The sequence below is a fragment of the Belnapia sp. F-4-1 genome (assembly GCF_000802185.1).
In the GTDB taxonomy this organism is placed as follows: Bacteria; Pseudomonadota; Alphaproteobacteria; order Acetobacterales; family Acetobacteraceae; genus Belnapia.
In genome coordinates, this window is the sequence record NZ_KN676113.1 from 5,350,389 (window position 1) to 5,376,691 (window position 26,303).

Below are 26,303 nucleotides of genomic sequence, written 5' to 3' on the forward strand. Positions count from 1 at the left end.
GGGCTAAACTGTCATCAAAGGGAGTTTCGCCGATGGATGCCATGACCCAGCCGCCCGTCATCCGCCTGCATCCGGAGGATGGCGTCGTCATCGCCCGGCAGGTATTGCCGCCCGGGACGCCCGTCGCGCCGAACGTCCTCGCCGCGGCGCGCATCCCGGCCGGGCACAAGGTGGCGGTGCGCTTCCACGCGCAGGGCGAGCCGGTAACGCGCTACGGGCAGATCATCGGCTTCACCACGGAGCCGGTAACGCCCGGGCAGTGGGTGCATACCCACAACCTCGCCATGGGCGACTTCTCCCGCGACTATGCCTGGGGCGTGGATGCGAGGCCGACCGACTACGTGGCGGGGCCGGCCACCTTCCAGGGCATCCGGCGACCGGATGGGCGGGTGGCGACGCGCAATTACATCGGCATCCTGACCAGCGTTAATTGCTCGGCGCATGTGGCGGACCTCATCGCCCAGGCCTTCCGGCGCAACCCGCTGACCGGCGAGGACCCGCTGGCGGAGTGGCCGAACGTGGATGGCGTCGTGGCCCTGACCCACAAGACCGGCTGCGGCATGACGCAGGGGGAGCCCCTCAACCTGCTGCGGCGGACGCTCGGCGGCTTCGCGCGGCATGCGAATTTCAGCCATGTCATCGGCATCGGCCTCGGCTGCGAGGTGAACCAGATCGGCGGTCTGCTGGAGGAGCAGCGGCTGGCCGGGCGGCTGCGCAGCATGGACATCCAGGAAATGGGCGGCAGCCGGAAGACCGTGCAGGCGGGCATCGACTTCGTGCGCGAGGTGGTGGCCGAGGCCAACCGGGTGCAGCGCGAGGCGGTGCCGGCGAGCGAGCTCTGCGTCGCGCTGCAATGCGGCGGCTCGGACGGCTATTCGGGCATCACGGCCAACCCGGCGCTGGGGGCGGCCTCCGACCTCGTCGTGCGGCATGGCGGGACGGTGATCCTCTCCGAAAGCCCGGAGACCTATGGCGCCGAGCATCTCTTCACCCGCCGGGCCGTCAGCCAGGAGGTCGGGCAGAAGCTGGTCGACGTGATGCACTGGTGGGAGGACTACACATCCAAGCTCGGGGCCGAGATGGATGCCAACCCCTCCCCCGGCAACAAGCTCGGCGGGCTGACGACCATCCTCGAGAAGTCGCTCGGTGCCATGGCGAAGGCGGGCTCGACCAACCTCGTCGATGTCGTGCGCTATGCGGAGGCGGTGACGCAGAAGGGCTTCGTCTTCATGGACACGCCGGGCTACGACCCGGTGGCGGCGACGGGCCAGGTGGCAGGGGGCGCGAACCTTCTTTGCTTTACCACCGGGCGGGGCAGCGTCTTCGGCTGCAAGCCGACACCCTCCATCAAGCTCGCCACCAACACGCCGATGTATGAGCGGATGGTGGACGACATGGACATCAATTGCGGCACCATCGTCACCGGCGAGGAGACGGTGCAGCAGGTGGGCGAACGCATCTTCCAGCACATGCTGCGGACGGCGAGCGGTGAGCGGACGAAGAGCGAGGAATTCGATTTCGGTGGGGCGGAGTTCGCGCCCTGGCCGATGGGCGCCACCATGTGACAAGTTCCTGCCACATTCTGATGGCGTGAAGGGGTCGGCGAAAGCCGGCCCTTTTCTTTGGCAGGCGGCAAAACTATCAACAAAATCAACTGTTTAGGTGCTGAAGTCCCAGGCCTCTGCTTGGAGCGGTTGCGTACATGGGAGCCACACTCGCCATGCTTCCGCCGCAATCCTGCCTCAATTTCCTTGCGACCCTCATACCACTTTGTATATCTCATCCCGTACTGATTTCAGACGGGAGATTTCGCCTTGGCCGCTTCCCGCATCCAGCCCCCTTCCCAAAGCGCCTTCCGGCGCATTTGGCGCATGGCGCAAGGCTGGTACGGCTCCGAGGAACGGGGCGTGGCCTGGGGGCTGACGGCGGCGACACTCCTCCTGACCCTGGCGCAGATCGGCACGCAGCTTCGCCTCAATCTCTGGCACCGCGACTTCTTCAATGCGCTCGAAGGGCGGCAGGCGGCGGCAAGCGCGGGACAGGTTTCGACCTTCCTCATCCTGGCGGGGCTGAGCATGGCGATCGCCGTGGCGCTGCTCTGGGCGCGGCAGATGCTGGCGCTGCGCTGGCGGCGCTGGCTGGTGCATCATCTGCAGGAGCGCTGGCTGGCGGATGCCTGCCACTATCGCATGGGGCTGATGCCGGATGCGGCGGACAACCCGGACCAGCGGATCAGCGAGAACACCCGCTGGGCGACGGTCATGGCGGTCGACCTGGCGACGGGGCTGTTGCAGGCGCTGCTGACGCTCGTGTCCTTCACCGGCGTGCTGTGGGCGCTCTCGGACGCGGTGCGGCTCGGCGGGATGGAGGTGCCGGGGAGCCTGGTGCTGGTCGCCGGCCTTTATGCGCTAGCGGGGGGAACGCTCACCTGGCTGATCGGGCGGCCGATGGTCGGCATCAATATCCGCCGCAACCACGCGGAATCCGACCACCGCTTCGCCCTGCTGCGGCTGCGCGAGAGCGCCGAGGCGGTGGCCCTGATCCGCGGCGGGGCGGATGAGGCGGCGGGGCTGCGCGGCAGCTTCGGGCGCGTCGTCGGCGTGATGCATGAGTTGTTGCGCTCAGAGCGGCAGCTGATGTGGCTCGGCTCCGGCTTCGGGATGGTCGCTGCCGTCATTCCGCTGCTGCTGGCGAGCCCGCAGTATTTCGCCGGCGCTCTGACGCTCGGCGCGCTGATGCAGATGGCGCAGGCCTTCACCGAGGTGGTGCGCGCCCTTTCCTGGTTCCAGGAGAGCTGGCCGCGGCTGGCCGACTGGCGGAGCCATGTGGAGCGGGTCGTGGCGCTGGAGGACAGCCTGGATGCGGCCGAGGCGCTGGGGGCGGCGAGCGGCATCGAGACGGAGGAAGGCGGCGAGGTGCTGGCCTTCGACGAGCTGACGGTGCGCGGGCCGGACGGCAACGTGCTGATCGCCGGCGCCTCGGCCGAGATCCGCGCCGGCGAGCGGGTGCTGATCCGGGGCGAGAGCGGCACGGGGAAGAGCACGCTGTTCCGGGCGGCTGCGGGGCTCTGGCCCTGGGGCGAGGGGCGCATCACCGTGCCGGCGCGGGAGGAAACGATGATCCTGCCCCAGCGGCCCTATCTGCCGCTGGGGACGCTGCGAGATGCCGTCTGCTACCCGGCGCCGGCGGGGCGATTCAGCGATGCGGCGGTGCAGGCGGCGCTGATCCGCTGCGGGATGCCGGGCCTTGCGGGTCGGCTCGACGAGACGGGACGGTGGGACCGCTCGCTCAGCCTCGGCCAGCAGCAGCGGATCGGCTTCGCCCGGGTGCTGCTGCACCGGCCGCGTTGGGTGCTGCTCGACGAGGCGACCTCGGCGTTGGACGACGCCGGGCAGGCAGCGCTGATGGGGCTGTTCTCCACCGAGCTGGCGGAGGCAACGCTGGTCTCGATCGGCCACCGGCCGGGCCTCGCCGAGCACCATGACCGGGTGCTGCAGCTCGAGGCCGGGGCGGCCGGAGCGCGACTCACGGCGCCGCGCCCGGCGGTGGCGCTGCCGGCATTGGTGGTGGCGCCGTACCGGTAGGGGCCGGCGCCAGATTCCACCGATCGGAACCGACGCGTCCGATCGCGCAGCCCGGTGGGCGTGACGGCCGGGGACTGGTCGAAAAGCCTGCTCCAAGCCCGGCAGACGGATGCAGACCCGCTTGATCCGGCGGCGCGGGCCGCAGCTCGAAACCGCCGAGGCTCGGTCATCGGCGGGAGCGTGGCGGAGGGGGCACGGCCTCCCTCCCCTCGATCCGATCGCGGTAGAGTGCTGCGCGGGTCAGCAACATGAGCGTGACCGGGGTCGTGATCACCACCAGCACCGCAATCAGCACCTCGTGAAGGATGAAGCGGGACTGCACGAGCGAGAAGAACAGCATCGAGGCAACGAGCACGCAGCCGATGCCGAACGTGGTGGCGAGGGTCGGGGCGTGGACGCGCTCGTAAAAGCTCCCGAATCGCAGCAGGCCGACAGCCCCGACCAGCGCCAGTCCGGCACCGAACAGCAGCAGAACGGCGACCGACAGCGCCGCCCAGGCGGGAAGCTCGGCGGCGTGCGTCACTCGATCACCTCGCCGCGCATGAGGAACTTGGAGAGCGCAGCCGTCGCAACGAAGCCCACCAGCGTGATCAGCAACGCCGCCTCGAAATAGTGCGGGCTGCCCGTCCGGATGCCGAACACCAGCAGCAACATGGCAGCGATGACATAGAGGGTGTCGAGCGCGAGCACGCGGTCCTGCGCCCGCGGCCCGCGCAGCAGGCGGACCACGGCGCATCCCATCGCGGCCACGAGCAGGAACTGCGCCAGGAGGACGGCCCATCCGAGCAGCAGGGCGCTCATTCGAAGATCTCCATCAGCCGCCGCTCCCACCTTTCCTTGACGATGCGCACCCACTCCGCTTCATCGACCAGGTCGAGCACGTGGAGCAGCATGGTGCCCTCTGCCGAGTCGTAATCCACCCAGACCGTGCCGGGCGTCGTGGTGAGGATGCAGGCCAGCGCTGCCAGTCCGTAGGGCGCACGCATGTCGAGCCGAATGCGAACGAAGCCGGAGCGTCGTGCGCCTCCCTTCGTGGAGCTCAGGATGATTCGTGCCACTGCATAGTTCGAGCGCAGCACCTCCACCAGCACGTCGCACAGCAGGCCAGGCGCCAGGGCGAGGCGGCGCAACCGCGCCCTGGGCGGCGCCAGCGAGGCCAGGGCCCAGGAGCCGCCGGCTGCCAGCACGCCGCCGAGCAGCACGGCACCTGGCGAGACGCTCTCCACCAGCAGCAGCCAGGCGCCCAGCAGGAAGAGCGCAATGAGCGGATGCGGCAGGACGCGCCTCATTGGCCGCCCTCCGGCGTCCCTAGCACGCCGCGCAGGTAGTTTGCCGGCGTGTGCAGCGCCTCCGCCGCCGCGGTGGCGTAGTCCAAGGCCGGGCCTGCACCGACGGTCAACGCGACGCAGAGGGCGAGAAGCAGCGCGACCGGCAGGAACTCCACGATGCTGACCCGCTGCGGCGTCCCGGCCGGGGATGCCCAGAAGGCATCCATCCCGGCGCGCGCCATGGCCACCACCGTCGCCAGACCGGACAGGATCAGCGCGGCCGCCACCATCCAGGCGATCGGAGGCGGCGCGCCCCCGCTGGGAGCGAAGAGCGGCGACAGGATGGCGAACTTGGCCAGGAACCCGGACAGCGGTGGCAGACCCGCGATCAGCAGAGCGCAAGCCAGAAAGGAGACGCCGAGTGTTGCCACCGTCGCGGGGATGGGCACGCCGATGGCATCCCGCTCCCCAGGTTCGCCGTCCTCCTCGTGCTCGCCGGTGCCGAAGGCCTCGCGCGTCACGGCCAGCACGTCCGCGCCGATGTCGCGTCCGCGCTCAACGAGCTCCACCAGCAAGAACAAGGCACCGATCGCCAGCACGGAGCCCGCGAGGTACAGCAGCGCGCCGCCGGTGACGGCAGCCTGGCCCATGCCGATGGCGGTAAGCAACGTGCCGGAGGAGACGAGCACGCTTGCCCCGGCGAGGCGGGTCAGATTCTGGCTCGCCAATACGGCGACAGAGCCGAAGGCGACCGTCAGCAAGCCGCCCGCGGTCAGCGCGGTGGCGCCGAAGGCCGCCGAGGCGCCCGCGCCGTCGCCGAAGAGCAGCAGCCAGATGCGCAGCACGGCATAGATCCCGACCTTGCTGAGGATCGACAGGATGGCGGCTGCCGGCGCGCTGGCCGCGGCATAGGTGCCCGGCAGCCAGAAGCCCAGCGGCCACATCGCCGCCTTGATGAGGAATGCGATGCCGAGCACGGCGAGCCCGGCCTCCAGCAATGCCCGGTCCTCAGGCGCTACATCCGGAACCCGGCCCGCCAGGTCCGCCATGTTGAGCGTGCCGGCGATGCCGTAGACGACGCTGACACCGATAAGGAACAGCAGCGAGGCGAGCAGGTTGATGACGATGTAGTGCAGCCCGGCCCGTACGCGCGCCGTGCCGGAGCCATGCAGCGCCATGCCATAGGAAGCGGCGAGCATCACCTCGAAGAAGACGAAGAGGTTGAACAGGTCGCCCGTCAGGAACGCGCCGTTCAGCCCCATGAGCTGGAATTGGAACAGCGGATGGAAATGCGTCCCGGCACGGTGCCAGCGCGCCAGCGAGAAGACGAAGGCGGCGAGGCCGAGGACGGAGGCGAGCGCGACCATCATGGCCGAAAGCCGGTCGAGCACCAGGACGATGCCGAAGGAGACGGGCCAGTCGCCGAGGCGGTAGATCCGCACACCCGGCGCATCCGCCGTGACCAGCAGCATGGCCGACAGCAGGACCAGCAGCACGGTCGAGGCAAGTCCGAGCCCTGCGAGCAACCGGCGCCGACCGTTGCCTGCGACCACCGTCGCGGCGCCGGCCAGCATCGGGACGACGATTGGCGCAATCACGAGGTGATCGGTCCAAACGGTCACCGCTCGCGCTCCCGGCCATCCACGTGGTCGGTCCCGGTAAGGCCACGGGCGGCAAGCAGCACCACCAGCAACAGCGCGGTGGTGGCGAAGCCGATGACGATCGCGGTCAGCACCAGCGCCTGCGGCACCGGGTCGGTGAAGGCGGCAAGCGTGCCGACCTCGCCTTGCCCGAGGATGGCGTCCGCGCCGATGCGCAACCCGCCGGTCGAGAAGATGAACAGGTTCACGGCGTAGGACAGCAGCGCGAGGCCGATTGTGACCTGGAAGGTGCGCGGCCGCAGCAGCAGCCAGACGCCGGAACCGGCGAGCACGCCGATGGCGAGGGAGACGACGAGCTCCATCAGTCGCTTCCCGCCGCGACCTGCGTCCGCCCGGCCCGCGCCGACGACGCGAGCGCCTGCGAGGTGGCGCGGCGGCCGCGTACCGACTGGTGGGCAAGGGCGACCAGCATCAGGAGCGTCGCGCCCACCACCAGCGCGAAGACGCCGATGTCGAACAGGAACGCGCTCGCCACTGGCACCTTCCCAATGAACGGAAGCTCCAGGTAGTCGAAATAGGAGGTGAGGAAAGGGCGGCCGAAGCCGGGGGCGGCCAGGCCGGTACCAGCCGCAAGCAGCAGGCCCGTGCCTATCCAGATGCGGGGCCTGAGCCAAGCCAGCCGGTCCTCGGTCCAGGCCGTACCGCCGACCATGTATTGGAGGATCACGGCGATAGCAACGACCATGCCGGCGGAGAAGCCGCCCCCGGGAAGGTCGTGGCCGCGCAGCAGCAGGAAGGCGGCGACCAGCGCCATAACGGGGAAGATCAGCCGGGTGAGGGTGAAGGGTACGAGCAGCCAGTCCGCGACCGGCCGCGCCGTCGTCGGCCCTACTGGATCCGCGGAAAGCTGGTCCCGCTGCTGGACGGGGGGTTCCAGGCTGTCCGGCGCGGGACGGAAGCGGCGCAGCAGGGCGTAGGTGGCCAGGGCGACGGCGGCCACCACGAAGATCTCGCCAAGCGTGTCGAAGCTGCGGAAATCCACGAGCGTGACATTGACCACGTTGGTGCCGCCGCCTTCCGTATAGGCACGGGCGAGGAAATCCTGCGCCAGAAGCTCGGGCGGCGTGCGCGTCATGACGGCGTAGGAGAGTGCCGCCATTCCCCCGCCCGCGCCCACTGCGAGGGCGAGGTCGCGCGTGCGCCGTGCGTGCGTCAGCACCTCCGGTCCGCCGTCTCCGGGGATCTGGATGCGCTTGGGCAGCCAGCGCAGGCCGAGCAGCAGCAGGACGGTGGTCACGACCTCGACCGTGAGCTGTGTCAACGCGAGGTCGGGGGCCGAGAACCAAACGAAGGTGATGCAGACCGCAAGCCCGACTCCACCCGCCAGGATCAGCGCCGCCAGGCGGTGGAATTTCGCAAGCGTCGCAGCCCCGAGCGCACAGGCGCCGCCCACCACCCAGACCAGGGCCAGTACGGGATCGACGGCGGAGGGCGGCAGGTTGCCCGGCCCCAAGCCGCGCACCCACACCGCCAGGCCGCCCGCCAGGAGGGCGACGACGACGATCAGCCGGAGCTGTGGCTGCAGCCGGCGCGTGCTGGCAATTCCTTCCAGCCGCCGTGCAAGGCGCCAGGAAAGGAAGACCATCGCGCGCTCGAAGATCCGTTTCCCCTCGAAGCGACGCAGCAGTGGCTCGCCCTCGATCCCGCTCCGAAACCGCCTCTGCAGCAGCAGATAGAGCGCCACGCCCCCGCCCAGCGCGACCATGCTCATCAACAGCGGCAGGTTCAGGCCATGCCACACCGACAGGCTGTAATAGGGCACGTCGTCGCCCAGCACGGAACGCATGGCGAGGTCGAGAAAAGGGCCCACCGTTGCGGCCGGGAGCACGCCGACGCCGATGCAGGTCAGAACCAGGATCTCGACGGGGAAGCGCATCCAGGTGTCCGGCTCGTGCGGTGTGTTCGGCAGACCCACGGGGTCGGGACCGAAGAAGGCGCCGTGGATGAAGCGGAGCGAGTAGGCGACGCTGAAAGCGCTGCCCAGCATCGCCGCGAAGGGCAGCATGTTGAGCAGCCCAAGTGGGGCCTCGGCCGACAGCGCCTCGGCGAAGAACATCTCCTTGGAGATGAAGCCGTTCAGCAGCGGCACGCCCGCCATCGCCGCAGCCGCGACCAGGGCCAGCCGGCCTGTGAAAGGCATCGACCGGTTTAGCCCCGACAGGCGCCTGATGTCGCGCGTGCCGGTCTCGTGGTCGATGATGCCGGCCGCCATGAACAGCGATGCCTTGAAGGCCGCGTGGTTCAGGATGTGGAACACCGCCGCGACGAGGGCCAGCTCGCTGTCCAGCCCGAGCAGCAGCGTGATCAGCCCGAGATGGCTGATGGTGGAGTAGGCCAGCAAACCCTTCAGGTCGTTCTGGAAGATGGCGACATAGGCGCCTAGCAGCATCGTCACCAGCCCGGCCGTGCCGACGATCAGGAACCAGGCTTCGGTGCCGGCCATCACCGGCCAGAGCCGTGCCAGCAGGAAGACGCCTGCCTTCACCAGGGTTGCCGAGTGGAGATAGGCCGAGACCGGCGTCGGCGCGGCCATGGCGTTCGGGAGCCAGAAATGGAAGGGGAACTGGGCGCTCTTGGTGAGCGCGCCGAGCAGGATCAGCACCAGCGCCGGCAGGTAGAGCGGGTGCTGCCTGATGCGGTCGCCTGCGGCCAGCACCGCGTCCAGCTCGTAGCTGCCGACGATGTGGCCGAGCACCAGTACGCCCGCGAACAGCGCGAGACCACCCGTGGCAGTGACGGTCAGCGCCATGCGGGCGCCGTCACGCGCCGCCGTCGTGTGGTGCCAGTAGCCGATCAGCATGAAGGAGAAGAGGCTCGTCAGCTCCCAGAAAAAGGCGAGCTGCACGAGGTTGCCCGAGATCACCACCCCTGTCATCGCGCCCATGAACGCCAACAGGAAGGCGAAGAAGCGCGGCACCGGGTCGTCCTCGGCCATGTAGTAGCGTGCGTACAGCACGACGAGCGCGCCGATGCCCGTCACCAGCCCGGCGAAGAGCCAGGCGAAGCCATCCATGCGCAGCGTGAAGTTCAGCCCAAGCGACGGCATCCAGGCGAATTCCGCCCGTAGCACCCCACCCGCCGAAACGGTCGGATACGCGGCCCAGACCAGTAGCAGGGCGGCCAATGCGACCACGCCGGCCAGTGCCGCCGCCGCGTTCCGGGCATGCGTCGGCAACAGGCCAGCGGCGACGGCGCCGGCGAAGGGCAAGGAAAGGAGGATGAGAAGCAACGCGGCCTCAGGCATCGCGGCGGCCTAGCGCCCGTTCTGGGAAGCAGGCGCGGCGCCGACGCTTCGCGGCATCACGTCGCCGCTTCCGGGGATGGGCGGGCGAGAAGCGCCACTACCTCATCCGCCCCCCTCGCCGAGCGTAGCCGCCGAAGCACCTGCGGCTCCCGAAGCGACCCGCAGATTTCCGACAGAGTGGGAAGGAACCCCTCGGGCGAGGCCTCGGGCCAGACGACAAGGATGACGAGGTCCACCGGCTCCTCGTCCCGTGCCTCGAAGTCCACGGGTCGGCGCAGCCGCGCGACAAGCACGACCGGCAGAAGGTCCCCCTCGATCCGCGCATGCGGCAGGGCGATGCCCCGGCCGAGCGCCGTCGAACCCAGCCGCTCCCGCGCCTGCAGCGCCTCCGAAATTTCGCCTTCCGGCCGCCCCAGGCGGTTGGCTGCCTCGGTGGCCAGGAACTGCAAAACGGTCCGCTTGTTCGGCGCGTCGAGGTCGAGGATGACGTCCGTCGCGGAGAGATGGTCCGTGATGCTCATCGCTGTTCCCTGTTGGAGCTGAAGCGCTCACGGTTCGCGCGTGCGGATCAGGCAGTCAGACAGGGACGCGCCAGTGAAGCTTCCTGCCCTTAATACTGGGAGTGCCACATGTGTCCCGCATGAATGAGAAGGTGCCGCTACCAGTTAAGTTACCGCCAGGCAACCCACCGGACGCAACCTCGTAACCGACCTGGAGGACCCGTGATGCCGGCCCGCCCTGAGGCGAGGACAGCCTGCTCATGCCCCAGGCGCCGGCGGATGCCGCACTGGTCCCGACCCGGGCTCCGTCCGGAGATGATGCGGGCAGACCTCGACAGCGCATCCGGTGCAGCCGAAAGAAACGCGCCCCGAGCGACACCTCAGGGCGCCCAGGGCTACAAATCGACCTTGCCGGTGTGGAGGCGCAGCCGGATATGGTCCGGCACCTCCTGCCCGGCATCGGTGAAGGCCTTGCGCAGCGCATTCATGCTTGGGCCGAAGATGCCGCTGCGGTTCTCGCTGCACCATTCGCGCGATTGCATCGGCATCGCCAGGCTGCCCTGGAAGCGGGGCATGACCCATCGGGCAAAGAGCTCGTAGCTCCGCAGCGTGTCCTCGCGGTTGGCCCATTCATGGGCGCGGAAGAGCACGGCGCCAGCGCCGCCCTCGGTGTATTCGAGCAGCCGCTCGATGCCCTTCGCCACCGTCTCCGGGCTGCCGACCAGGGTGGTGCCGGCCTTCAGCCCGTCGCCGAGCGGGTTCTCGCTGCGCATCGGCGGGCGGCCGAGGGTCTCGCTGAAATAGCTGAGCGTCTCCATGCGCTCGCCGCGGGCGACGTCGTGGAAGGCGCGCTCGTCCTCCTCGGCGCAGTGCATGTTGACGACCAGGCGCCAGCCGTCGCGCGGCATGGTCTTGCCGTGCTTCGCCGCCTCCGCCTCGCCCTGGCGCCAGTGCTCGGCGAGCTTGGCGTTGCCGCCCGGCAGGCCGGCGCCGAGGGAGAGCAGGCCGACGCCATGCTTGCCGGCGGTCAGCACGCCGGAGGGGGTGGTGGCGCTGGCCACCGCAATGGGGAAGTGGGGATAGGTATAGGGGGCGAGGTGGAGCCGGGCCTGGTTCAGCTCGAACCAGTCGGTCTTCATCGTCACCGGCTCCTCGCAGGCCAGCAGCTTCATGATGGCGCCGAGGCTCTCATCCATCATGCGGCGCTGATCCTCGGCCTTGATGCCCATCATATAGGCGTCGGAGACCAGGGCGCCGGGGCCGCAGCCGAGCATGGCGCGGCCGCGCGTCATGTGGTCGAGCTGGACGAAGCGCTGCGCGACCAGGAAGGGGTGGTGGTAGGGCAGCGAGGTGACGCCGGAGCCGAGCCTGATGTGCTTGGTGCGCTCGGCCGCCGCGCCGATGAAGATCTCGGGCGAGGCGATGATCTCCCAGCCGGCGGAATGATGCTCGCCGATCCAAGCCTCGTCATAGCCAAGGGTGTCGAGCCATTGGATCAGCTCCAGGTCGCGGCCGAGGGCGAGGGTCGGGTTGTCGCCGACGCGGTGGAATGGCGCGAGGAAGATGCCGAAGCGCAAGCCGCGATGGGCCATGAGGGTGCCTTTCTTGCCGGACGTCGGGACAAGGCTAGGAATGGGCGGCAGCCCGGTCAACCGAGCCGTTATCTCGGGCGGTCGGCCACGCGCAGCGCCACGGAGCCGCCGCCCAGGCGGAGGCGCGGGCCGGCCTCGCTCAGCCTGCCGTCCTCGCCAACGCGGAAGACGGAGATGTCCCGCTCCACCATGTTGCCGACGAAAAGCATCCGCCCATCCGGCGAGAAGGCGGCGCCCTGGGCCCAGGTGCCAACCTGCGCCTCCGAGACCACGGAAAGGCGGCCGTTGTCGATGCGGAGGAGCTTCACGAGGCCCGGCCCCCCGAAAGGCGAGCCGGGGGGCTTGTTGGAGCCGTTCATTACCGTGACCGCGACGAGGCGCGGATCCGGCCCGGTCTGGATGCCTTCCGGCGTCTGGCCCACGCTCACCGTATCGACGATGCGATAGGGCTCGCGGGTCAGGTCGATGAGGCTGACGGTGTCGGCATCACCGCTGCCGCGACCGATATTGGCAACGGTGGCGTAGCGGCCGTCGGAGGTGACCGCGAGGCCATAGGGGCGGACGCCGGTGGTGATGTCGCGGTCGAGCTTCACCACCCGCTCGCCCTCGATCTGCAGGACGTTGACCTGATGGTCGCCGTTGCGGGTGACGAGGGCGCGGCGGCCGTCCGGGGTGAAGGCGACATGCGAGACCTCGGAGGAGACCGGGCCGATATCCACCTTGCCGATGGCGGTCACATGGCCATGGGCGATGCGGAAGACGCCGACCGTGCCCTCAGCGCGGTTGGCGACGAGGGCGAGGGTGCCGGCGCGGTTGATGGAGACGCCCGCAGGCGCCGCGCCGGTCGGCAGCGTCGCCACGAGGCGGGGCGGCGAGGCGGTGAGGTCCACCACGGCCATGGTGTTGCCGGCGATGAGGCGTGCCGGGTCGGCCGGGTCGCGCTGCTGGTTGTTGGTGACGAGGGCCAGGCGCTCGTCGGACGTGATGGCGACGGAGACGGGCGGGCCGACGACGCTGGCGGGGACGGCGATCTCAGCGCGGATGCGCGGTGCGCCGGAGGCAAGGTCGATGACCGTCAGGGTGTCGGGCGGGGCCTCGCGGAGGGTGCGGGCGACGCCGTTGTGCAGGACCATCTTGTTGTCGTTCGCCGAGAGCAGGAGTTGCGCCGAAGCCTGCCCGGCGCCCACGCTTGCAGCGACGATGCCGGCTAACAGCCAATGGCGCATGTATCCTTCCTCCCGCGGGTCCTGGCCCGGCAGGGAGTGTCCGCCGCGGCCAGGCGGCAGGCAAGGCTTGTGCGGCGGCGGGCGGGGATGGGAGATTGCGGCGTTCCCTGAGGTTCGATCTGGCATGGCATTGAGTTTGCAGACGGTGCTGCGCCGATTTCGGGTAAGGAACGTGCCCCTGCCCCCTCCCCCGGTCCGGCCCGCGCAGCCCTACTGCTATCTTGGCGGAAACCGGGCGCTGGCGCTGACGCATCGCGGGCAGATGATCTACCTCGATACGCGCGACCTCGGCCTCACGCCGCATATCGCCGTCCATGGCACCTGGGAGATGGATGTGGAGGCGGTGCTAGGCCGGCTGCTGCGCCGCGGGGACCGGGTAGCGGAGGTCGGGGCCAATATGGGCTACCACACCCTGACCATGGCGGAGGCGGTAGGACCGGAGGGGCTGGTTCACAGCTTCGAGGCCAATCCGGCGGTGCTGCCGCTGCTGCGGGCGACGATCGCGGTGAACGGCTTCGGGGACCGGGTGACGCTGCATCCGGTGGCGGCGCTGGACGTGCCGGGGGAGGTCAGCTTCAGCAGCGACCCGGACCATATCGGCAGCGGGCATCTCGCCTTCGAGGGCGAGGCACCGAATTACTCCCAGCGCGTGACCGTGCCGGCGGTGACGCTGGACGCGGCGCTGGACGACCTGCCCTCGCTCGACCTGCTGCGGATGGATGCGGAAGGCTCGGAGCCGCAGGTCCTGCGCGGAGCGGCAGGGCTGATGGCACGCTCGCCGGGGCTGCGGGTCGTCACCGAATGGTCCGCACCCATGATGGCGGTGCGAAGCGACCTGCCCGCGCTGATCGGCTGGCTCGGGGGCGAACTGGGCTTCCGCTTCTGGCGGGTGGCGCGGGGTGGGGCGCTGGAGGCGGTGGCGGCGCAGGCGCTGCCCGACCTCCCGCATGGGGAGCTGGTAATGACCCGGGAGGCGCCATGAAAAAGGGCGGCAGGTTGCCCCGCCGCCCTTCCGTCTCTCAGCCCGCCTCGGCCTGATCGGCCTCGGGGCGCTCCGGCTTGGGGCCGCTATCCTGGCCCTTGGCCGTCGGATCGCGGTCGACCAGCTCGATCACCGCCATGCTGGCGGCGTCGCCGTAGCGGATGCCGGCCTTCAGCACGCGGGTGTAGCCGCCGTTGCGAGCCTTGTAGCGCTCCGCGATGGTGGTGAAGAGCTTGTCCACCACCTTCTGGTCCATGATCTGCGCATAAGCCTGGCGGCGCGCATGCAGGCCGCCGCGCTTCCCGAGGGTGATGATGCGCTCCACATAGGGGCGCAGCTCCTTCGCCTTGGGCAGCGTGGTGGTGATCTGCTCGTGCTTCAGCAGGCTCGTCGCCATGTTGCGAAACATGGCAAGACGATGGGTGGAGGTGACGCCGAGCTTCCGGCCGGCAATCCCGTGTCGCATGGTATGGGCTTCCTACTCCGCCGGACTCAGAACGGCTCTTCGAGTTTCTTCGCCAGCTCTTCGATGTTCTCGGGCGGCCAGCCGGTGACGGTGAGGCCGAGCCCGAGGCCCATCGAGGCCAGGACTTCCTTGATCTCGTTCAGCGACTTGCGGCCGAAATTCGGCGTGCGGAGCATTTCCTGCTCGGTCTTCTGCACGAGGTCGCCGATATAGACGATGTTGTCGTTCTTCAGGCAGTTCGCCGAGCGGACGGAAAGCTCCAGCTCGTCCACCTTGCGGAGCAGGTTGCGGTTGAAGGGCAGGTCGTCCCGCTCCTCCTCCACCTTGCGCTCGCGCGGCTCGTCGAAGTTGATGAAGAGCTGCAGCTGGTCCTGCAGGATTCGGGCGGCGAGCGCCACGGCGTCCTCAGGGGCGACGGTGCCGTCGGTTTCGAGGTTCATCACCAGCTTGTCGTAGTCGGTCACCTGGCCGACGCGGGTCGGCTCGACGCGATAGGCGACGCGGCGGACGGGCGAGTAGATGGCGTCCACGGGGATGAGGCCGATCGGCGCATCTTCCGGGCGGTTCATCGCCGCCGGGACATAGCCCTTGCCGGTGCCGACCGTCAGCTCCATCGACAGGCGGGCGCCGTCGTCGAGGGTGCAGATGACGAGATCGGGATTGGCGATCTCGATATCGCCCGTGGTCTGGATCTGGCCGGCAGTCACCTCGCCCGGGCCGGTCGCAGTGAGCTGGAGGCGCTTCGGCCCCTCGCCCTGCATCCGGATGGCAAGCTGCTTCACGTTCAGCACGATATCCGTGACATCCTCGCGGACGCCCTGAATGCTGCTGAACTCATGCAGGACGCCGTCGATGCGGATCGCCGTGACCGCAGCCCCCTGGAGGGAGGACAGCAGCACGCGGCGGATCGCATTGCCGAGCGTCATGCCGAAGCCACGCTCCAGCGGCTCGGCGACGATGGTCGCGCTACGCTCCGGGTCGGCGCCGACCTCGACGCCCAGCTTCTCGGGCCGGATGAGCGACCGCCAGTTCCTCTCGATCACGAACAGTCTCCTAAGCCAGCCTCAGCAAGAACAGGCAGCCGCGCCCTGGACGCGGCCACCGCGACGCGTCTCAGACGCGGCGGCGCTTGCGCGGGCGGCAACCATTATGCGGGATGGGCGTCACGTCCCGGATGGCGGTGACGTAGAAGCCGACCGCCTGCAGGGCGCGAAGCGCCGACTCGCGGCCCGAACCGGGACCGCTCACCATGATCTCCAGCTGCTCCATCCCGTGCTCGCGGGCCTTGCGGCCGGCATCCTCGGCAGCGACCTGCGCCGCGTACGGGGTGGACTTCCGGCTGCCCTTGAAACCCTGGCTGCCGGAAGAGGACCATGCGATCGCGTTGCCCTGGGCATCCGTGATCGTCACGATGGTGTTGTTGAAGCTGGCGAGCACATGGGCCACGCCGGAAGAGATGTTCTTCCGTTCCTTCTTGCGCGGCGTGCGGGCGCCGCCACGGGGTTCGCGGGCCATACTACTTCGTCACCTTCTTCTTGCCGGCGATGGCCACGGCCTTGCCCTTGCGCGTGCGGGCATTGGTGTGGGTGCGCTGGCCACGGACCGGCAGGCCCCGGCGATGACGCAGGCCACGGTAGCAGGCCATGTCCATGAGCCGCTTGATGTTCATCGCGACTTCACGGCGGAGGTCGCCCTCCACGCGGTACTCACGGTCGATCAGCTCGCGGATGCGGAGGATTTCCTCGTCCGTCAGCTGGTTCACCCGACGGTCCTCGGGGATGCTGAGCTTCCCGCAGATCTCGGCCGCGTTCTTCGGGCCGATGCCATAGATGTAGCGCAGCGAGATCTGCACACGCTTGTTCGTGGGGATGTTCACTCCGGCGATGCGCGCCACTGCTCAGCTCCTGGAGCCTGTCGCTCCTGCTCCCGCCAGATGGGGAACCCCCGTCCGACGATATGATCAACCCAAAATGCCAACGGCGAAACGCAGCCGGGAGTACCCTGGACCCAGGCCCAGGGGCTGCCTCTGACCGCGAGAGGCGCGGACTATACCGAGAGCCCCCTCGCCGTCAACCCTTCTCCCCGAGGATCGCCTCGATCTGCCGGGCGACCTCGCTCATCTCCGCCATGCCGTCCACAACCCGCAGCACGCCTTGAGCAGCGTAATAGGGCAACAGGGGCGCCGTCTGGCGGTGATAGGCCTCGAGCCGGGCCGCGACCAGCTCAGCCTTGTCGTCGGCCCGCCGGGTGAACTCCGTGCTGCCGCAGACATCGCAGACGCCGGCCTTGGCTACCGGCTTGAACTGGTCGTGGTAGCCCTCGCCGCACTTGGCGCAGGTGAAGCGGCCGGAGATGCGGTCCACCAGGGCCACGTCGTCGACCTGGAGCTCGATGACGTGGTGGAGAGGCATGGCCTTCTCCTTCAGCATCAAATCGAGCGCCTCCGCTTGCGGGACGGTGCGGGGGAAGCCGTCCAGGATGAAGCCCTGGGCGACATCCGGCTGAGCGACCCGGCCAGCCAGCATGGCGATGATGATGGCATCCGGGACCAGCTCGCCCCGCTCCATGATCGCCTTGGCCTGCAGGCCGACCTCGCTGCCCGAGCGCACCTCGGCGCGCAGCATGTCGCCCGTCGAGATCTGCTTCAGCCCGTGGCGGTCCTCCAGGCGCTTGGCCTGGGTTCCCTTCCCTGCCCCGGGCGGGCCCAGCAGGATCAAATTCATGGCGTGTCCCCCCTCCCCTTGCCTCAACGCGGCCGCGGTGCGCCGCGGCCACCCAGACGGGCCTTGCGGATCAGGCCTTCATACTGGTGCGCGAAGAGATGGGACTGCACCTGGGCCACCGTGTCCATCGTCACCGACACGATGATCAGCAACGAGGTGCCGCCGAAGTAGAAAGGCACGCCGTAATGGCTGATCAGCAACTCGGGCAGAATGCAGACCAGGCAGAGATAGAGGGCACCGACGGCAGTCAGGCGCGTCAGCACCCGGTCGAAATAGTCGGCCGTGTGCTGGCCAGGCCGGATGCCCGGCACGAAGCCGCCATACTTCTTCAGGTTGTCCGCCGTCTCCACCGGGTTGAAGACTACAGCCGTATAGAAGAAGGCGAAGAAGATGATGAGGGCTACGTAGAGCGCCATGTAGAGCGGCTGCCCGTGGGCCAGCGCCCCGCTGATGGTGCTGAGCCAGCCATCGGAAGCCGGGTCAGCCGCGAATCCGGCGATGGTCGCGGGCAGCAACAGCAAGGAGGACGCGAAGATCGGCGGGATGACGCCGGCGGTATTCAGCTTCAGCGGCAGGTGGGTGTTCTCGCCGCCGAACATGCGGTTGCCGACCTGGCGCTTCGGGTACTGCACTGGAATGCGGCGCTGGGCCCGCTCGACGAAGACCACGAGCGCGATCACCGCGAGCGCGATGGCGATAAAGACGATGATGAAGATGGTCGAGAGGGCGCCGGTACGGCCAAGCTCCAGCAGCGAGACCAGTGCATGAGGCAGGTTCGCCACGATGCCGGCGAAGATGATGAGCGAGATGCCGTTGCCGACGCCGCGCGCGGTGATCTGCTCGCCCAGCCACATCAGGAACATCGTCCCGCCGACCAGGGTGATGACGCAGGAGACCCGGAAGAACGCGCCTGGATCGCCCACCGCCGGCCCGAAATTGCCGCGCATGCTCTCAAGCCCGACGGCGATGCCATAGGCTTGGAAGATGGCGATCAGAACGGTGAGGTAGCGGGTGTACTGGTTGATCTTCTTCCGACCCGACTCGCCTTCCTTCTTCAGGGTCTCGAGCGAGGGGATGGCAGCCGTCATCAGCTGGATGATGATGCTCGCCGAGATGTAGGGCATGATGTTGAGGGCGAAGACCGTCATGCGCCCCAGGGCGCCGCCCGTGAACATGTCGAACATGCCGAGGATCCCGCCACCATGCTGGCGCAGGATCTCGCCCATCACGCCGGCATCGACGCCGGGGACCGGCACATAGGTGCCGAGGCGATAGACCAGAAGCGCGCCCAAGGTGAACCAGAGGCGCCGCTTCAACTCGGTCGCCTTCGACAGCACCCCGAGATTGAGATTGGCCGCAAGCTGCTCCGCTGCGGAGGCCATGGATCCTAAACCCTCCTCACGACAGCGGCGCCAACAACCGAGGGGAAGCCCCCCGGCCGTGGCGCCGCAGCCACGAACCTGTACTTAGGTAGCGAGCGGCCCGGCGGGCCGCAAGCGTCACGCCTCCGCGGGGGCCTCTTCGGTAGCGGCGGGCGGGTTCAGCAGGGTGATCGTGCCACCCGCCGCCTGCACCGCCGCGACCGCGCTGGCCGAGGCGCCGGAGACGGTGATGGTCACCGCCCGGCTCAGCGTGCCATGGCCGAGCAGCCGCACGCCGGCGAGCTTCGCCCCGGTGCGGACGATGCCGGCCGCGCGCAGCGCCGCCTCATCGATCGGCTGGTCGCCCGGCAGCTTGCCCTCGGCGATCGCCTGCTCGAGGCGGCCGAGATTGAGCGGGGCATACTCCTTGCGGAAGATGTTGACGAAGCCCCGCTTCGGCAGGCGCCGGTAGATCGGCAGCTGGCCGCCCTCGAAGCCGTTCAGCGACACGCCCTCGCGCGCCTTCTGGCCCTTCACGCCCTTGCCGGAGGTCTTGCCCTTGCCGGAGCCGATGCCGCGGCCAAGCCGCTTCGACTTGTAGCGCGCGCCGTCATTGTCGCGCAGCTCGTTCAGTTTCATGGGTCTTGCTCCCCGCTCAGCCTTCCACCTTGATGAGGTGGGCCACCTTGCGGATCATGCCGCGAACCGCCGGAGTGTCCTCCAGCTCCCGCGAACGGTGCATCTTGTTGAGGCCGAGGCCGATCAGCGTCTCGCGCTGGCCCGGCTTGCGCCCGATCGGCGACCCGGTCTGGGTCACCTTCACGGTCTTCTTGGTCTCAGACATTCGGAGCCTCCGCGGCCGAGGTCTCGGCCGGGGCCTGGTCCTTGCGCGGCCCGAGCAGGTCCGAAACCTTCTTGCCGCGCCGGGAGGCGACGGCACGCGGGCTCGTGCTGCGGGTCAGGGCCGAGAAGGTGGCCTTGATCATGTTGTGCGGATTGGTCGAGCCGAGGCACTTGGCCACGACATCGCCCATGCCCAGCGTCTCGAAGATCGCGCGCATCGGGCCGCCGGCGATGATGCCGGTACCGGCGGGCGCCGCCCGCAGGATCACCCGGCCAGCGCCGAACTCGCCGATGACGTCGTGGTGCAGGGTCCGGCCTTCGCGCATCGGCACGCGGATCATGGTCCGCTTCGCCTGCTCGGTCGCCTTGCGGATCGCCTCCGGTACCTCGCGGGCCTTGCCGGCACCCCAGCCGACGCGGCCCTTCTGGTCGCCCACCACGACCAGCGCAGCGAAGCTGAACCGGCGGCCACCCTTCACCACCTTGGCGACGCGGTTGATGGTGACGAGCTTGTCCTTCAGCTCATCGCCATCCTGGCGCTCCTGGCGGTTCTCGTTCTCGCGGCCACGGCCACGGCCACGACGGCGATCGCCGCCCTCGCCGCCATGCTCGCCGCCGCTACCGCTATGAGGGGTACGTGCCATCTATGCGATCCTCAGAACGACAGCCCGCCCTCGCGGGCGGCGTCGGCCAGGGCCTTGACCCGGCCATGATACAGGTAAGGCCCGCGGTCGAAGACGACCTTGTCGACCCCGGCGGCACGAGCACGCTCGGCCACCAGCTTCCCGACCTGGGTCGCGGCGTCCTTGTCGGCGCCAGTCTTCAGCGACTCGCGCATCGGCTTCTCGATGGAAGACGCAGCAGCGAGGGTGCGGCCCTGGGCGTCGTCGATCACCTGGGCATAGATGTGCTTGCCCGAGCGGAAGACGGAAAGCCGTGGACGGCCGCCGCTCTTGAGCTTCAGCTGGTAGCGCAGCCGGGAACGCCGGCGCGTCTGCAATGCGAGCTTGTCGGCCATTACTTCTTCTTACCCTCCTTCCGGAGGATCTGCTCATCGGTGTAGCGCACGCCCTTGCCCTTGTAAGGCTCAGGACCACGCCAAGCGCGGATCTCAGCGGCAACCTGACCGACCTGACGCTTGTCCGCGCCTTCGACCTTCACGGCCGTCGGGCGTTCGCAGGTGATCTTGATGCCCTCGGGGATCGGGTAGCGGACCTCATGGCTGTAGCCGAGGTTCAGTACCAGATCCTTGCCTTGCACCGCGGCGCGGTAGCCGGTGCCGTTGATCTCCATCGACTTGGTGAAGCCGGTGGAGACGCCTGTCACCATGCTGTTGATCAGGCTGCGGGTGGTGCCCCACATGGTGCGGCTGCGGCGATCGTCCCGGCGCGGCTTCACCGCCACCTGGTTGTCCGCGATCTCCACATCCACTTCATCCGTCAGGTCGAGCTTCAGCTCGCCATTCCGGCCCTTGGCCACCACGGTCCGGCCCTGCAACGCCACCTGGACGCCGCTCGGGACCGGGACGGGATATTTGCCGACGCGCGACATGCTGTATCCCTCCCTTAGAACACGCGGCAGAGGACTTCACCGCCAACATTGGCGGTGCGGGCCTCGGTATCGCTCATCACGCCACGGGGCGTGGAGAGGATGGAGATGCCGAGCCCGTTGTAGAACTTCGGCAGTTCCTTGATCTTCGAATAAACGCGCCGGCCAGGCTTGGAGACGCGGGTGATCTCCTTGATGGCGGGCTCGCCTTCGGAATACTTCAGCTCGATCTCGATGCGGCTGACGCCAGGGCGCTCCTGCTCCACCCGCCAGGCGCGGATGTAGCCTTCACGCTTCAGCACCTCGAGCACATCGGTCCGCAGCCGGCTGGCCGGGGCGACGCAGCGCGTCTGCCGGGCCCGCTGGGCGTTGCGGATACGGGTGAGCAGATCCCCGAGCGGATCGGACAGAGACATATCCCCGCTCCCTTACCAGCTTGCCTTGGTCACGCCGGGCAACTGGCCGGTATTGGCGAGCTCCCGCAGCATGTTCCGGCTGAGCTTGAACTTGCGATAATTGCCGCGCGGGCGGCCGGTCAGCTCGCAGCGCAGGCGCACGCGCACCTTGGCGCCGTTGCGCGGCAGTTGGGCGAGCTTCAGGGTCGCATCGAACCGGTCCTCGACCGGCAGGGTGCGATCCATGACGATACCCTTCAGCGCCGCGCGCTTGGCAGCATGCGTCGACGAGAGCTTCGCCCGACGCTTGTTCTTCTCGACTGCCGAAGTCTTGGCCATACGGTTCTATCCTCCGGAACCTGCCCGGCTCGCCGGGCGGTTTTCCAAGATCAGTTCTGGAAGGGAAGCTGGAACGCCTTGAGCAGCGCCTTCGCTTCCTTGTCGGTCTTCGCCGTGGTGACGAACTGGATGTCCATGCCCCGGACCGTGTCCACGCGATCGTAGTTGATCTCGGGGAAAACGATCTGCTCCTTCAGGCCCATGGCGAAATTACCACGGCCGTCGAAGCCCTTGGTGCCCGGAAGGCCACGGAAATCCCGAACGCGCGGCAGAGCGATGGTGACGAGCCGGTCGAGGAACTCGTACATCCGCGCCTTGCGCAGCGTCACCTTGCAACCGATCTGCTGGCCTTCGCGGATCTTGAAGCCGGCGATCGCCTTCTTCGCCTTGGTCCGCACCGGCCGCTGGCCGGCGATGGCCGTCAGGTCAGCCACCGCGGCATCGAGCTTCTTGCCATCGGCCGCGGCTTCGCCGACGCCCATGTTGATGACGATCTTCTCGAGCTTCGGCACTTCCATCGGGTTCTTGTAGCCGAACTCGTCGACCAAGCGCTGCCGGACGACCTCGGCATAGAAGGTCGCAAGGCGCGTGCGCTCGGCCGGAGAAGCGGCGGACTTGCCTGGCTTCGCGGCGACGGTCGTCACGGTGCGGCTGCCTTCCTCGCGGTTGGCCTCCGGCTTCTTGGCGTTGGCCGGGGCGCCCTTCTTGGCGCCGCCCTTCTTCGAATCGCTCATGCGTCAAGCACCTCGCCCGAAGGCCTCGCCACCCGCACCTTCTTCCCGTCCTCCAGCACGCGAAACCCGACGCGGGCCGGCTTGCCGGACTTAGGGTCGAGGAGCGCCAGGTTGGAGAGATGGATCGGCGCCTCCTTCTCCTGGATGCCGCCAGGCTGGTTCATGCCCTGCGGCTTCTGGTGGCGCTTCACCACGTTCACGCCCTGAACCAGGGCGCGCTTCTCGGTCGGCATCACGGCGATGACCTCGCCGCGCTTGCCCTTGTCGCGCCCGGTCAGCACCTGGACCCGGTCACCCTTCTTGATCTTCGCCGCCATGGTCAGAGGACCTCCGGCGCCAGAGAGATGATCTTCATGTACTTCCGCGCCCGCAGCTCGCGCACGACCGGGCCGAAGATGCGGGTGCCGATCGGCTCGCCCTGCTTGTTGATGAGCACCGCAGCGTTATTGTCGAAACGGATTGCAGTGCCATCGATGCGCCGCACCGGATAAGCGGTACGGACGATGACGGCGCGGTGCACCTCACCCTTCTTCACCTTGGCGCGCGGAATGGCTTCCTTGACCGAGACGACGATAACGTCACCGACCGAGGCCGTCTTCCGCTTCGAGCCGCCGAGCACCTTGATGCACTGGACGCGACGCGCACCGGAGTTGTCGGCGACGTCGAGGTTGGCTTCAACGCCGATCATGCCGACACCGCCTCGGTCGTGGCCGCCAACGGGTTACCGTTGCGGAGCACCACCATCCAGGCCTTCCGCTTGGACAGCGGCGGGCATTCTTCGATCTGCACGAGGTCGCCTTCCTTACAGAGATTGGCCTCGTCATGAGCGGCGTACTTCTTCGAACGCCGGATGAACTTCTTGTAGAGCGGATGCATCACGCGACGCTCGACAAGGACGGTGACCGTCTTGTCCATCTTGTCGCTGACCACCCGGCCCGTGAGGACGCGCTTCGGCATAGCCGCCGGTCTCCCCTTAAGCCTTGGGTTGAGAAGCTGCCGAGCGGCGACGCTCGGACAGGACGAATTTGATGCGGGCGATGTCGCGCCGCACCAACTTGATGCGGCCGGTCGCCTCGAGCTGCCCGGTCGCCCGCTGAAAGCGCAGGTTGAACTGCTCCTTCCGCAGGTCGAGGAGCTGAGTGCTCAGCTCGTCCGGGGTCTTGGCGCGGATATCCGCGATCTTGGTCATGGTCTTACGCCTCCGCCGCGCCGAGGCGCGACACGATCTTGGTCCGGATCGGCAGCTTCGCCGCGCCGAGGGTCAGCGCCTCGCGCGCCGTCTCGATGGACACGCCGTCGATCTCGAACATCATGCGGCCCGGCTTGATGCGGGCCACCCAGTACTCCGGCGCGCCCTTGCCGGAGCCCATGCGGACTTCGGCAGGCTTGGTCGAAACCGGCACATCCGGGAAGATGCGGATCCAGACCCGGCCCTGGCGCTTCATCGCGCGGGTGATGGCGCGACGGGCGGCCTCGATCTGCCGGGCGGTGACCCGCTCCGGCTCCAGCGCCTTCAGGCCGAACCCGCCGAAGCTCAGCGAGAATCCACCCTTGGCGAGACCCTTGATGCGGCCCTTGTGGGCCTTGCGGAACTTGGTGCGCTTGGGCTGCAGCATCTCACATCATCCCTCAGCGCTGCGGCGCCTGCTCGGCGGCGCGCTTGTCCTGCGCCATCGGGTCATGAGCCAGGATCTCACCCTTGAAGATCCAGACCTTCACGCCGCAGGTACCATAGGTGGTCTTGGCGGTGGCGGTGCCGAAGTCGAGATCAGCGCGCAGCGTATGCAGCGGCACGCGGCCCTCGCGGTACCATTCCATTCGGGCGATCTCGGCGCCGCCGAGGCGACCGGAGCAGTTGATCCGGATTCCGCCGGCACCGAGGCGCATGGCCGACTGCACCGCACGCTTCATGGCACGACGGAAGGCGACGCGGCGCTCGAGCTGTTGCGCAATGCTCTCGGCGACCAGCGTCGCGTCGATCTCGGGCTTGCGGATTTCGACGATGTTCAGCGCAACCTCGGCCCCGGCGAGGCGAGCCAAGTCCTTGCGCAGCACCTCGATATCGGCGCCCTTCTTGCCGATGACGACGCCCGGACGAGCCGCATGGATCGTGACGCGCGGCTTCTTCGCCGGACGCTCGATCACCACGCGGCTGACGCCGGCGCCCTTGAGGCGCGTGCGCAGCGTGTCGCGCAGCTTCAGGTCCTCATGCAGCAGCCGGGAGTAGTCGGCGTCGGCGAACCAGCGGCTGTCCCAGGTACGGTTGATGCCGAGCCGGAAGCCGATCGGATTGACTTTATGACCCATGTTACGCGGCCTCCTGCTGGGCCGGTGCCGCGGCCGGCTGTTCGGCGACCACAATCTTCAGATGGCTGAACCACTTCTCGACGCGGGCCGCGCGGCCACGGCCGCGGGCGGAGAAGCGCTTCATCACCTGCGAGCGGCCGACCTCGGCACGGGACACCACGAGCTGGTCGACATCCAGCTGGTGGTTGTTCTCGGCATTGGCGATCGCGCTCTCTAGCGTCTTCTTTACGGTCTGGGCGATGCGGCGCTTGCTGAAAGCGAGCGTCGCAATAGCATCCTGCGCGCGCCGACCGCGAATCAGGCCGGCGACCAGGTTGAGCTTGCGCGGGCTGACGCGGATATTCCGCAGAATGGCCTGCGCTTCGGTCTCGGGGAGACCGCGTTCGTGCTTCGGCTTGCTCATCGGATCAGCCCCGCTTCGCCTTCTTGTCGGACGAATGCCCGGTGAAGGTGCGCGTCGGCGAGAACTCGCCGAATTTGTGTCCCACCATGTTCTCCGAGACCTGCACCGGGATGAACTTCTTCCCGTTGTAGACGCCGAAGGTCAGGCCGACGAACTGCGGCAGGATCGTGCTGCGGCGCGACCAGATCTTGATGATCTCGTTGCGCGTCGAAGCCCGTGCGGCCTCCGCCTTGTTGAGCAGGAAGCCGTCCACGAACGGCCCCTTCCATACGCTGCGCGGCATCGCCCTCAGCCCTTCGTCGCGGTGCGGCGGCGGACAATGAGCCGGTCCGTCCGCTTGTTGTTACGCGTCTTCGCGCCCTTGGTCGGCTTGCCCCAGGGAGTAACCGGATGACGGCCACCGCTGGTGCGGCCCTCGCCACCACCATGCGGGTGGTCGACCGGGTTCATCACCACGCCGCGGTTATGCGGACGGCGGCCCAGCCAGCGGGAGCGACCGGCCTTGCCGATCTGCTGGTTGGAGTTGTCCGGGTTGGACACCGCACCCACCGTCGCCATGCACTCGGCCCGGACGGTGCGGAGCTCGCCCGACATCAGCTTGATCTGCGCATAGCCGGCATCCTTGCCGACCAGCTGCACATAAGTGCCGGCCGAACGCGCGATCTTGCCACCGGCGCCTGGCTTCAGCTCGACATTGTGCACGATGGTGCCGACGGGGATGGAGCCGAGCGGCATCGCGTTGCCCGGCTTGATGTCGGCCCGCTCGGCGGCGACGACTTGGTCGCCGGCCTTCAGGCGCTGCGGCGCCAGGATGTAGGCGAGCTCGCCATCCTGGTACTTCACCAGCGCGATGAAGGCGGTACGGTTCGGGTCATACTCCAGCCGCTCGACGGTCGCGGGCACGCCAAGCTTCGTCCGCCGCTTGAAGTCGACGATACGATAGCTCTGCTTGTGCCCGCCGCCCCGGAACCGAACGGTGGTGCGGCCGTGGTTGTTGCGGCCGCCGGAATGCGACTTGCCCTCGGTCAGCTGCTTGAGCGGCTTGCCCTTCCACAGCTCATCCCGCTTGATCAGGATGGTGCCGCGGAGGCTCGGCGTGATCGGATTGAAATTCTTGAGCGCCATGG

35 protein-coding genes are annotated in these 26,303 nt (G+C 68.3%); 3 read left to right on the top strand and 32 right to left on the bottom strand.

Annotated features, from left to right (window positions below; genetic code table 11):
• The first annotated feature begins 32 nt into the window (after nucleotides 1-32).
• Both LH62_RS25240 and LH62_RS25245 read left to right on the top strand, forming a co-directional pair.
• Nucleotides 33-1,565, top strand: a complete 1,533-nt coding sequence (locus LH62_RS25240) for a UxaA family hydrolase (RefSeq protein WP_201445584.1) — start codon at nucleotides 33-35, stop codon at nucleotides 1,563-1,565.
• A gap of 306 nt (nucleotides 1,566-1,871) precedes the next feature.
• A complete protein-coding gene (locus tag LH62_RS25245; protein WP_144404625.1) occupies nucleotides 1,872-3,584 on the top strand; it encodes an ABC transporter ATP-binding protein/permease in 1,713 nt (570 codons plus the stop codon).
• 166 nt (nucleotides 3,585-3,750) lie between these two features.
• Here the strand turns inward: LH62_RS25245 and mnhG are convergent, their stop codons facing one another.
• The 9 genes from mnhG to LH62_RS31300 all read right to left on the bottom strand — a co-directional run bounded on the left by mnhG (nucleotide 3,751) and on the right by LH62_RS31300 (nucleotide 13,075).
• The gene (mnhG, locus tag LH62_RS25250) at nucleotides 3,751-4,107 is read right to left on the bottom strand and encodes a monovalent cation/H(+) antiporter subunit G (RefSeq protein ID WP_043364830.1); all 357 of its coding nucleotides are present in this window, start codon (nucleotides 4,105-4,107) and stop codon (nucleotides 3,751-3,753) included.
• Nucleotides 4,104-4,385, bottom strand: a complete 282-nt coding sequence (locus tag LH62_RS25255) for a K+/H+ antiporter subunit F (RefSeq protein ID WP_043364831.1) — start codon at nucleotides 4,383-4,385, stop codon at nucleotides 4,104-4,106. The genes mnhG and LH62_RS25255 overlap by 4 nt, the downstream gene beginning before the upstream one ends.
• Nucleotides 4,382-4,873 (bottom strand): Na+/H+ antiporter subunit E, encoded by a 492-nt coding sequence (locus tag LH62_RS25260; protein WP_043364832.1) that lies wholly within the window; start codon nucleotides 4,871-4,873, stop codon nucleotides 4,382-4,384. Before LH62_RS25260 ends, LH62_RS25255 begins: the two co-directional genes overlap by 4 nt.
• On the bottom strand, nucleotides 4,870-6,474 hold the full coding sequence (locus tag LH62_RS25265) for a monovalent cation/H+ antiporter subunit D (RefSeq protein WP_043364833.1): 1,605 nt from the start codon (nucleotides 6,472-6,474) through the stop codon (nucleotides 4,870-4,872). Before LH62_RS25265 ends, LH62_RS25260 begins: the two co-directional genes overlap by 4 nt.
• The gene (locus LH62_RS25270) at nucleotides 6,471-6,815 is read right to left on the bottom strand and encodes a Na+/H+ antiporter subunit C (RefSeq protein WP_043364834.1); all 345 of its coding nucleotides are present in this window, start codon (nucleotides 6,813-6,815) and stop codon (nucleotides 6,471-6,473) included. Before LH62_RS25270 ends, LH62_RS25265 begins: the two co-directional genes overlap by 4 nt.
• Nucleotides 6,815-9,757 carry a monovalent cation/H+ antiporter subunit A gene (locus tag LH62_RS25275; protein ID WP_043364835.1) on the bottom strand — a complete coding sequence of 981 codons (2,943 nt, stop codon included), beginning with the start codon at nucleotides 9,755-9,757 and terminating at the stop codon, nucleotides 6,815-6,817. The genes LH62_RS25270 and LH62_RS25275 overlap by 1 nt, the downstream gene beginning before the upstream one ends.
• A 56-nt stretch (nucleotides 9,758-9,813) precedes the next feature.
• Nucleotides 9,814-10,278 carry a PTS sugar transporter subunit IIA gene (locus tag LH62_RS25280; protein WP_043364836.1) on the bottom strand — a complete coding sequence of 155 codons (465 nt, stop codon included), beginning with the start codon at nucleotides 10,276-10,278 and terminating at the stop codon, nucleotides 9,814-9,816.
• Between the two features lie 374 nt (nucleotides 10,279-10,652).
• Nucleotides 10,653-11,849: an LLM class flavin-dependent oxidoreductase gene (locus LH62_RS25285; RefSeq protein ID WP_201445585.1), complete on the bottom strand. Its 1,197-nt coding sequence runs from the start codon at nucleotides 11,847-11,849 to the stop codon at nucleotides 10,653-10,655.
• A 68-nt stretch (nucleotides 11,850-11,917) separates the two neighbouring features.
• Nucleotides 11,918-13,075: a YncE family protein gene (locus LH62_RS31300; protein ID WP_043364837.1), complete on the bottom strand. Its 1,158-nt coding sequence runs from the start codon at nucleotides 13,073-13,075 to the stop codon at nucleotides 11,918-11,920.
• Between the two features lie 172 nt (nucleotides 13,076-13,247).
• Between LH62_RS31300 and LH62_RS31305 the strand changes: the two genes are divergently transcribed.
• A complete protein-coding gene (locus LH62_RS31305; RefSeq protein ID WP_160299891.1) occupies nucleotides 13,248-14,057 on the top strand; it encodes an FkbM family methyltransferase in 810 nt (269 codons plus the stop codon).
• 37 nt (nucleotides 14,058-14,094) lie between these two features.
• Here the strand turns inward: LH62_RS31305 and rplQ are convergent, their stop codons facing one another.
• The 23 genes from rplQ to rplB all read right to left on the bottom strand — a co-directional run bounded on the left by rplQ (nucleotide 14,095) and on the right by rplB (nucleotide 26,301).
• Nucleotides 14,095-14,523 (bottom strand): 50S ribosomal protein L17, encoded by a 429-nt coding sequence (gene rplQ, locus LH62_RS25300; protein ID WP_043364838.1) that lies wholly within the window; start codon nucleotides 14,521-14,523, stop codon nucleotides 14,095-14,097.
• Nucleotides 14,524-14,549: 26 nt separating this feature from the next.
• Nucleotides 14,550-15,566: a DNA-directed RNA polymerase subunit alpha gene (locus LH62_RS25305; RefSeq protein WP_043364839.1), complete on the bottom strand. Its 1,017-nt coding sequence runs from the start codon at nucleotides 15,564-15,566 to the stop codon at nucleotides 14,550-14,552.
• 70 nt (nucleotides 15,567-15,636) lie between these two features.
• On the bottom strand, nucleotides 15,637-16,038 hold the full coding sequence (rpsK, locus tag LH62_RS25310) for a 30S ribosomal protein S11 (RefSeq protein ID WP_043364840.1): 402 nt from the start codon (nucleotides 16,036-16,038) through the stop codon (nucleotides 15,637-15,639).
• Between the two features lies 1 nt (nucleotide 16,039).
• Nucleotides 16,040-16,417 (bottom strand): 30S ribosomal protein S13, encoded by a 378-nt coding sequence (gene rpsM / locus LH62_RS25315; protein WP_043340414.1) that lies wholly within the window; start codon nucleotides 16,415-16,417, stop codon nucleotides 16,040-16,042.
• 175 nt (nucleotides 16,418-16,592) lie between these two features.
• Nucleotides 16,593-17,246: an adenylate kinase gene (locus LH62_RS25320; RefSeq protein WP_043364841.1), complete on the bottom strand. Its 654-nt coding sequence runs from the start codon at nucleotides 17,244-17,246 to the stop codon at nucleotides 16,593-16,595.
• A gap of 23 nt (nucleotides 17,247-17,269) precedes the next feature.
• The gene (gene secY, locus LH62_RS25325) at nucleotides 17,270-18,628 is read right to left on the bottom strand and encodes a preprotein translocase subunit SecY (protein WP_043364842.1); all 1,359 of its coding nucleotides are present in this window, start codon (nucleotides 18,626-18,628) and stop codon (nucleotides 17,270-17,272) included.
• A gap of 117 nt (nucleotides 18,629-18,745) precedes the next feature.
• Nucleotides 18,746-19,246: a 50S ribosomal protein L15 gene (gene rplO, locus LH62_RS25330; RefSeq protein WP_043364843.1), complete on the bottom strand. Its 501-nt coding sequence runs from the start codon at nucleotides 19,244-19,246 to the stop codon at nucleotides 18,746-18,748.
• 16 nt (nucleotides 19,247-19,262) lie between these two features.
• Nucleotides 19,263-19,451: a 50S ribosomal protein L30 gene (gene rpmD, locus LH62_RS25335; RefSeq protein WP_043340421.1), complete on the bottom strand. Its 189-nt coding sequence runs from the start codon at nucleotides 19,449-19,451 to the stop codon at nucleotides 19,263-19,265.
• On the bottom strand, nucleotides 19,444-20,094 hold the full coding sequence (gene rpsE, locus LH62_RS25340; RefSeq protein WP_043364844.1) for a 30S ribosomal protein S5: 651 nt from the start codon (nucleotides 20,092-20,094) through the stop codon (nucleotides 19,444-19,446). Before rpsE ends, rpmD begins: the two co-directional genes overlap by 8 nt.
• A gap of 11 nt (nucleotides 20,095-20,105) precedes the next feature.
• Nucleotides 20,106-20,468 (bottom strand): 50S ribosomal protein L18, encoded by a 363-nt coding sequence (gene rplR, locus LH62_RS25345; RefSeq protein ID WP_043364845.1) that lies wholly within the window; start codon nucleotides 20,466-20,468, stop codon nucleotides 20,106-20,108.
• Nucleotides 20,468-21,001, bottom strand: coding sequence for a 50S ribosomal protein L6 (gene rplF / locus LH62_RS25350; protein WP_043340427.1), 534 nt, complete (start codon nucleotides 20,999-21,001; stop codon nucleotides 20,468-20,470). Before rplF ends, rplR begins: the two co-directional genes overlap by 1 nt.
• A gap of 14 nt (nucleotides 21,002-21,015) precedes the next feature.
• Nucleotides 21,016-21,414 carry a 30S ribosomal protein S8 gene (rpsH, locus tag LH62_RS25355; RefSeq protein ID WP_043364846.1) on the bottom strand — a complete coding sequence of 133 codons (399 nt, stop codon included), beginning with the start codon at nucleotides 21,412-21,414 and terminating at the stop codon, nucleotides 21,016-21,018.
• A 12-nt stretch (nucleotides 21,415-21,426) separates the two neighbouring features.
• Nucleotides 21,427-21,732: a 30S ribosomal protein S14 gene (gene rpsN, locus LH62_RS25360; RefSeq protein ID WP_043340433.1), complete on the bottom strand. Its 306-nt coding sequence runs from the start codon at nucleotides 21,730-21,732 to the stop codon at nucleotides 21,427-21,429.
• Nucleotides 21,733-21,782: 50 nt separating this feature from the next.
• The gene (gene rplE, locus LH62_RS25365) at nucleotides 21,783-22,466 is read right to left on the bottom strand and encodes a 50S ribosomal protein L5 (RefSeq protein ID WP_082012772.1); all 684 of its coding nucleotides are present in this window, start codon (nucleotides 22,464-22,466) and stop codon (nucleotides 21,783-21,785) included.
• Nucleotides 22,463-22,783, bottom strand: coding sequence for a 50S ribosomal protein L24 (gene rplX, locus LH62_RS25370; protein WP_043364847.1), 321 nt, complete (start codon nucleotides 22,781-22,783; stop codon nucleotides 22,463-22,465). The genes rplE and rplX overlap by 4 nt, the downstream gene beginning before the upstream one ends.
• A 2-nt stretch (nucleotides 22,784-22,785) precedes the next feature.
• Nucleotides 22,786-23,154, bottom strand: coding sequence for a 50S ribosomal protein L14 (gene rplN / locus LH62_RS25375; protein WP_043364848.1), 369 nt, complete (start codon nucleotides 23,152-23,154; stop codon nucleotides 22,786-22,788).
• A complete protein-coding gene (gene rpsQ, locus LH62_RS25380; RefSeq protein WP_043364849.1) occupies nucleotides 23,151-23,423 on the bottom strand; it encodes a 30S ribosomal protein S17 in 273 nt (90 codons plus the stop codon). Before rpsQ ends, rplN begins: the two co-directional genes overlap by 4 nt.
• A 16-nt stretch (nucleotides 23,424-23,439) precedes the next feature.
• A complete protein-coding gene (rpmC, locus tag LH62_RS25385) occupies nucleotides 23,440-23,655 on the bottom strand; it encodes a 50S ribosomal protein L29 (protein WP_043340439.1) in 216 nt (71 codons plus the stop codon).
• A 4-nt stretch (nucleotides 23,656-23,659) separates the two neighbouring features.
• Complete coding sequence (gene rplP, locus LH62_RS25390) at nucleotides 23,660-24,082, bottom strand: 50S ribosomal protein L16 (RefSeq protein WP_043340441.1); 423 nt, start codon at nucleotides 24,080-24,082, stop codon at nucleotides 23,660-23,662.
• 13 nt (nucleotides 24,083-24,095) lie between these two features.
• A complete protein-coding gene (rpsC, locus tag LH62_RS25395; protein ID WP_043340443.1) occupies nucleotides 24,096-24,773 on the bottom strand; it encodes a 30S ribosomal protein S3 in 678 nt (225 codons plus the stop codon).
• Nucleotide 24,774: 1 nt separating this feature from the next.
• A complete protein-coding gene (gene rplV, locus LH62_RS25400) occupies nucleotides 24,775-25,176 on the bottom strand; it encodes a 50S ribosomal protein L22 (protein WP_043364850.1) in 402 nt (133 codons plus the stop codon).
• A gap of 4 nt (nucleotides 25,177-25,180) precedes the next feature.
• Entirely contained in the window at nucleotides 25,181-25,459 is a 279-nt protein-coding gene (gene rpsS / locus LH62_RS25405; RefSeq protein WP_043340447.1) for a 30S ribosomal protein S19, read from the bottom strand.
• Nucleotides 25,460-25,464: 5 nt separating this feature from the next.
• Complete coding sequence (rplB, locus tag LH62_RS25410) at nucleotides 25,465-26,301, bottom strand: 50S ribosomal protein L2 (RefSeq protein ID WP_043364851.1); 837 nt, start codon at nucleotides 26,299-26,301, stop codon at nucleotides 25,465-25,467.
• Nucleotides 26,302-26,303: the final 2 nt, after the last annotated feature.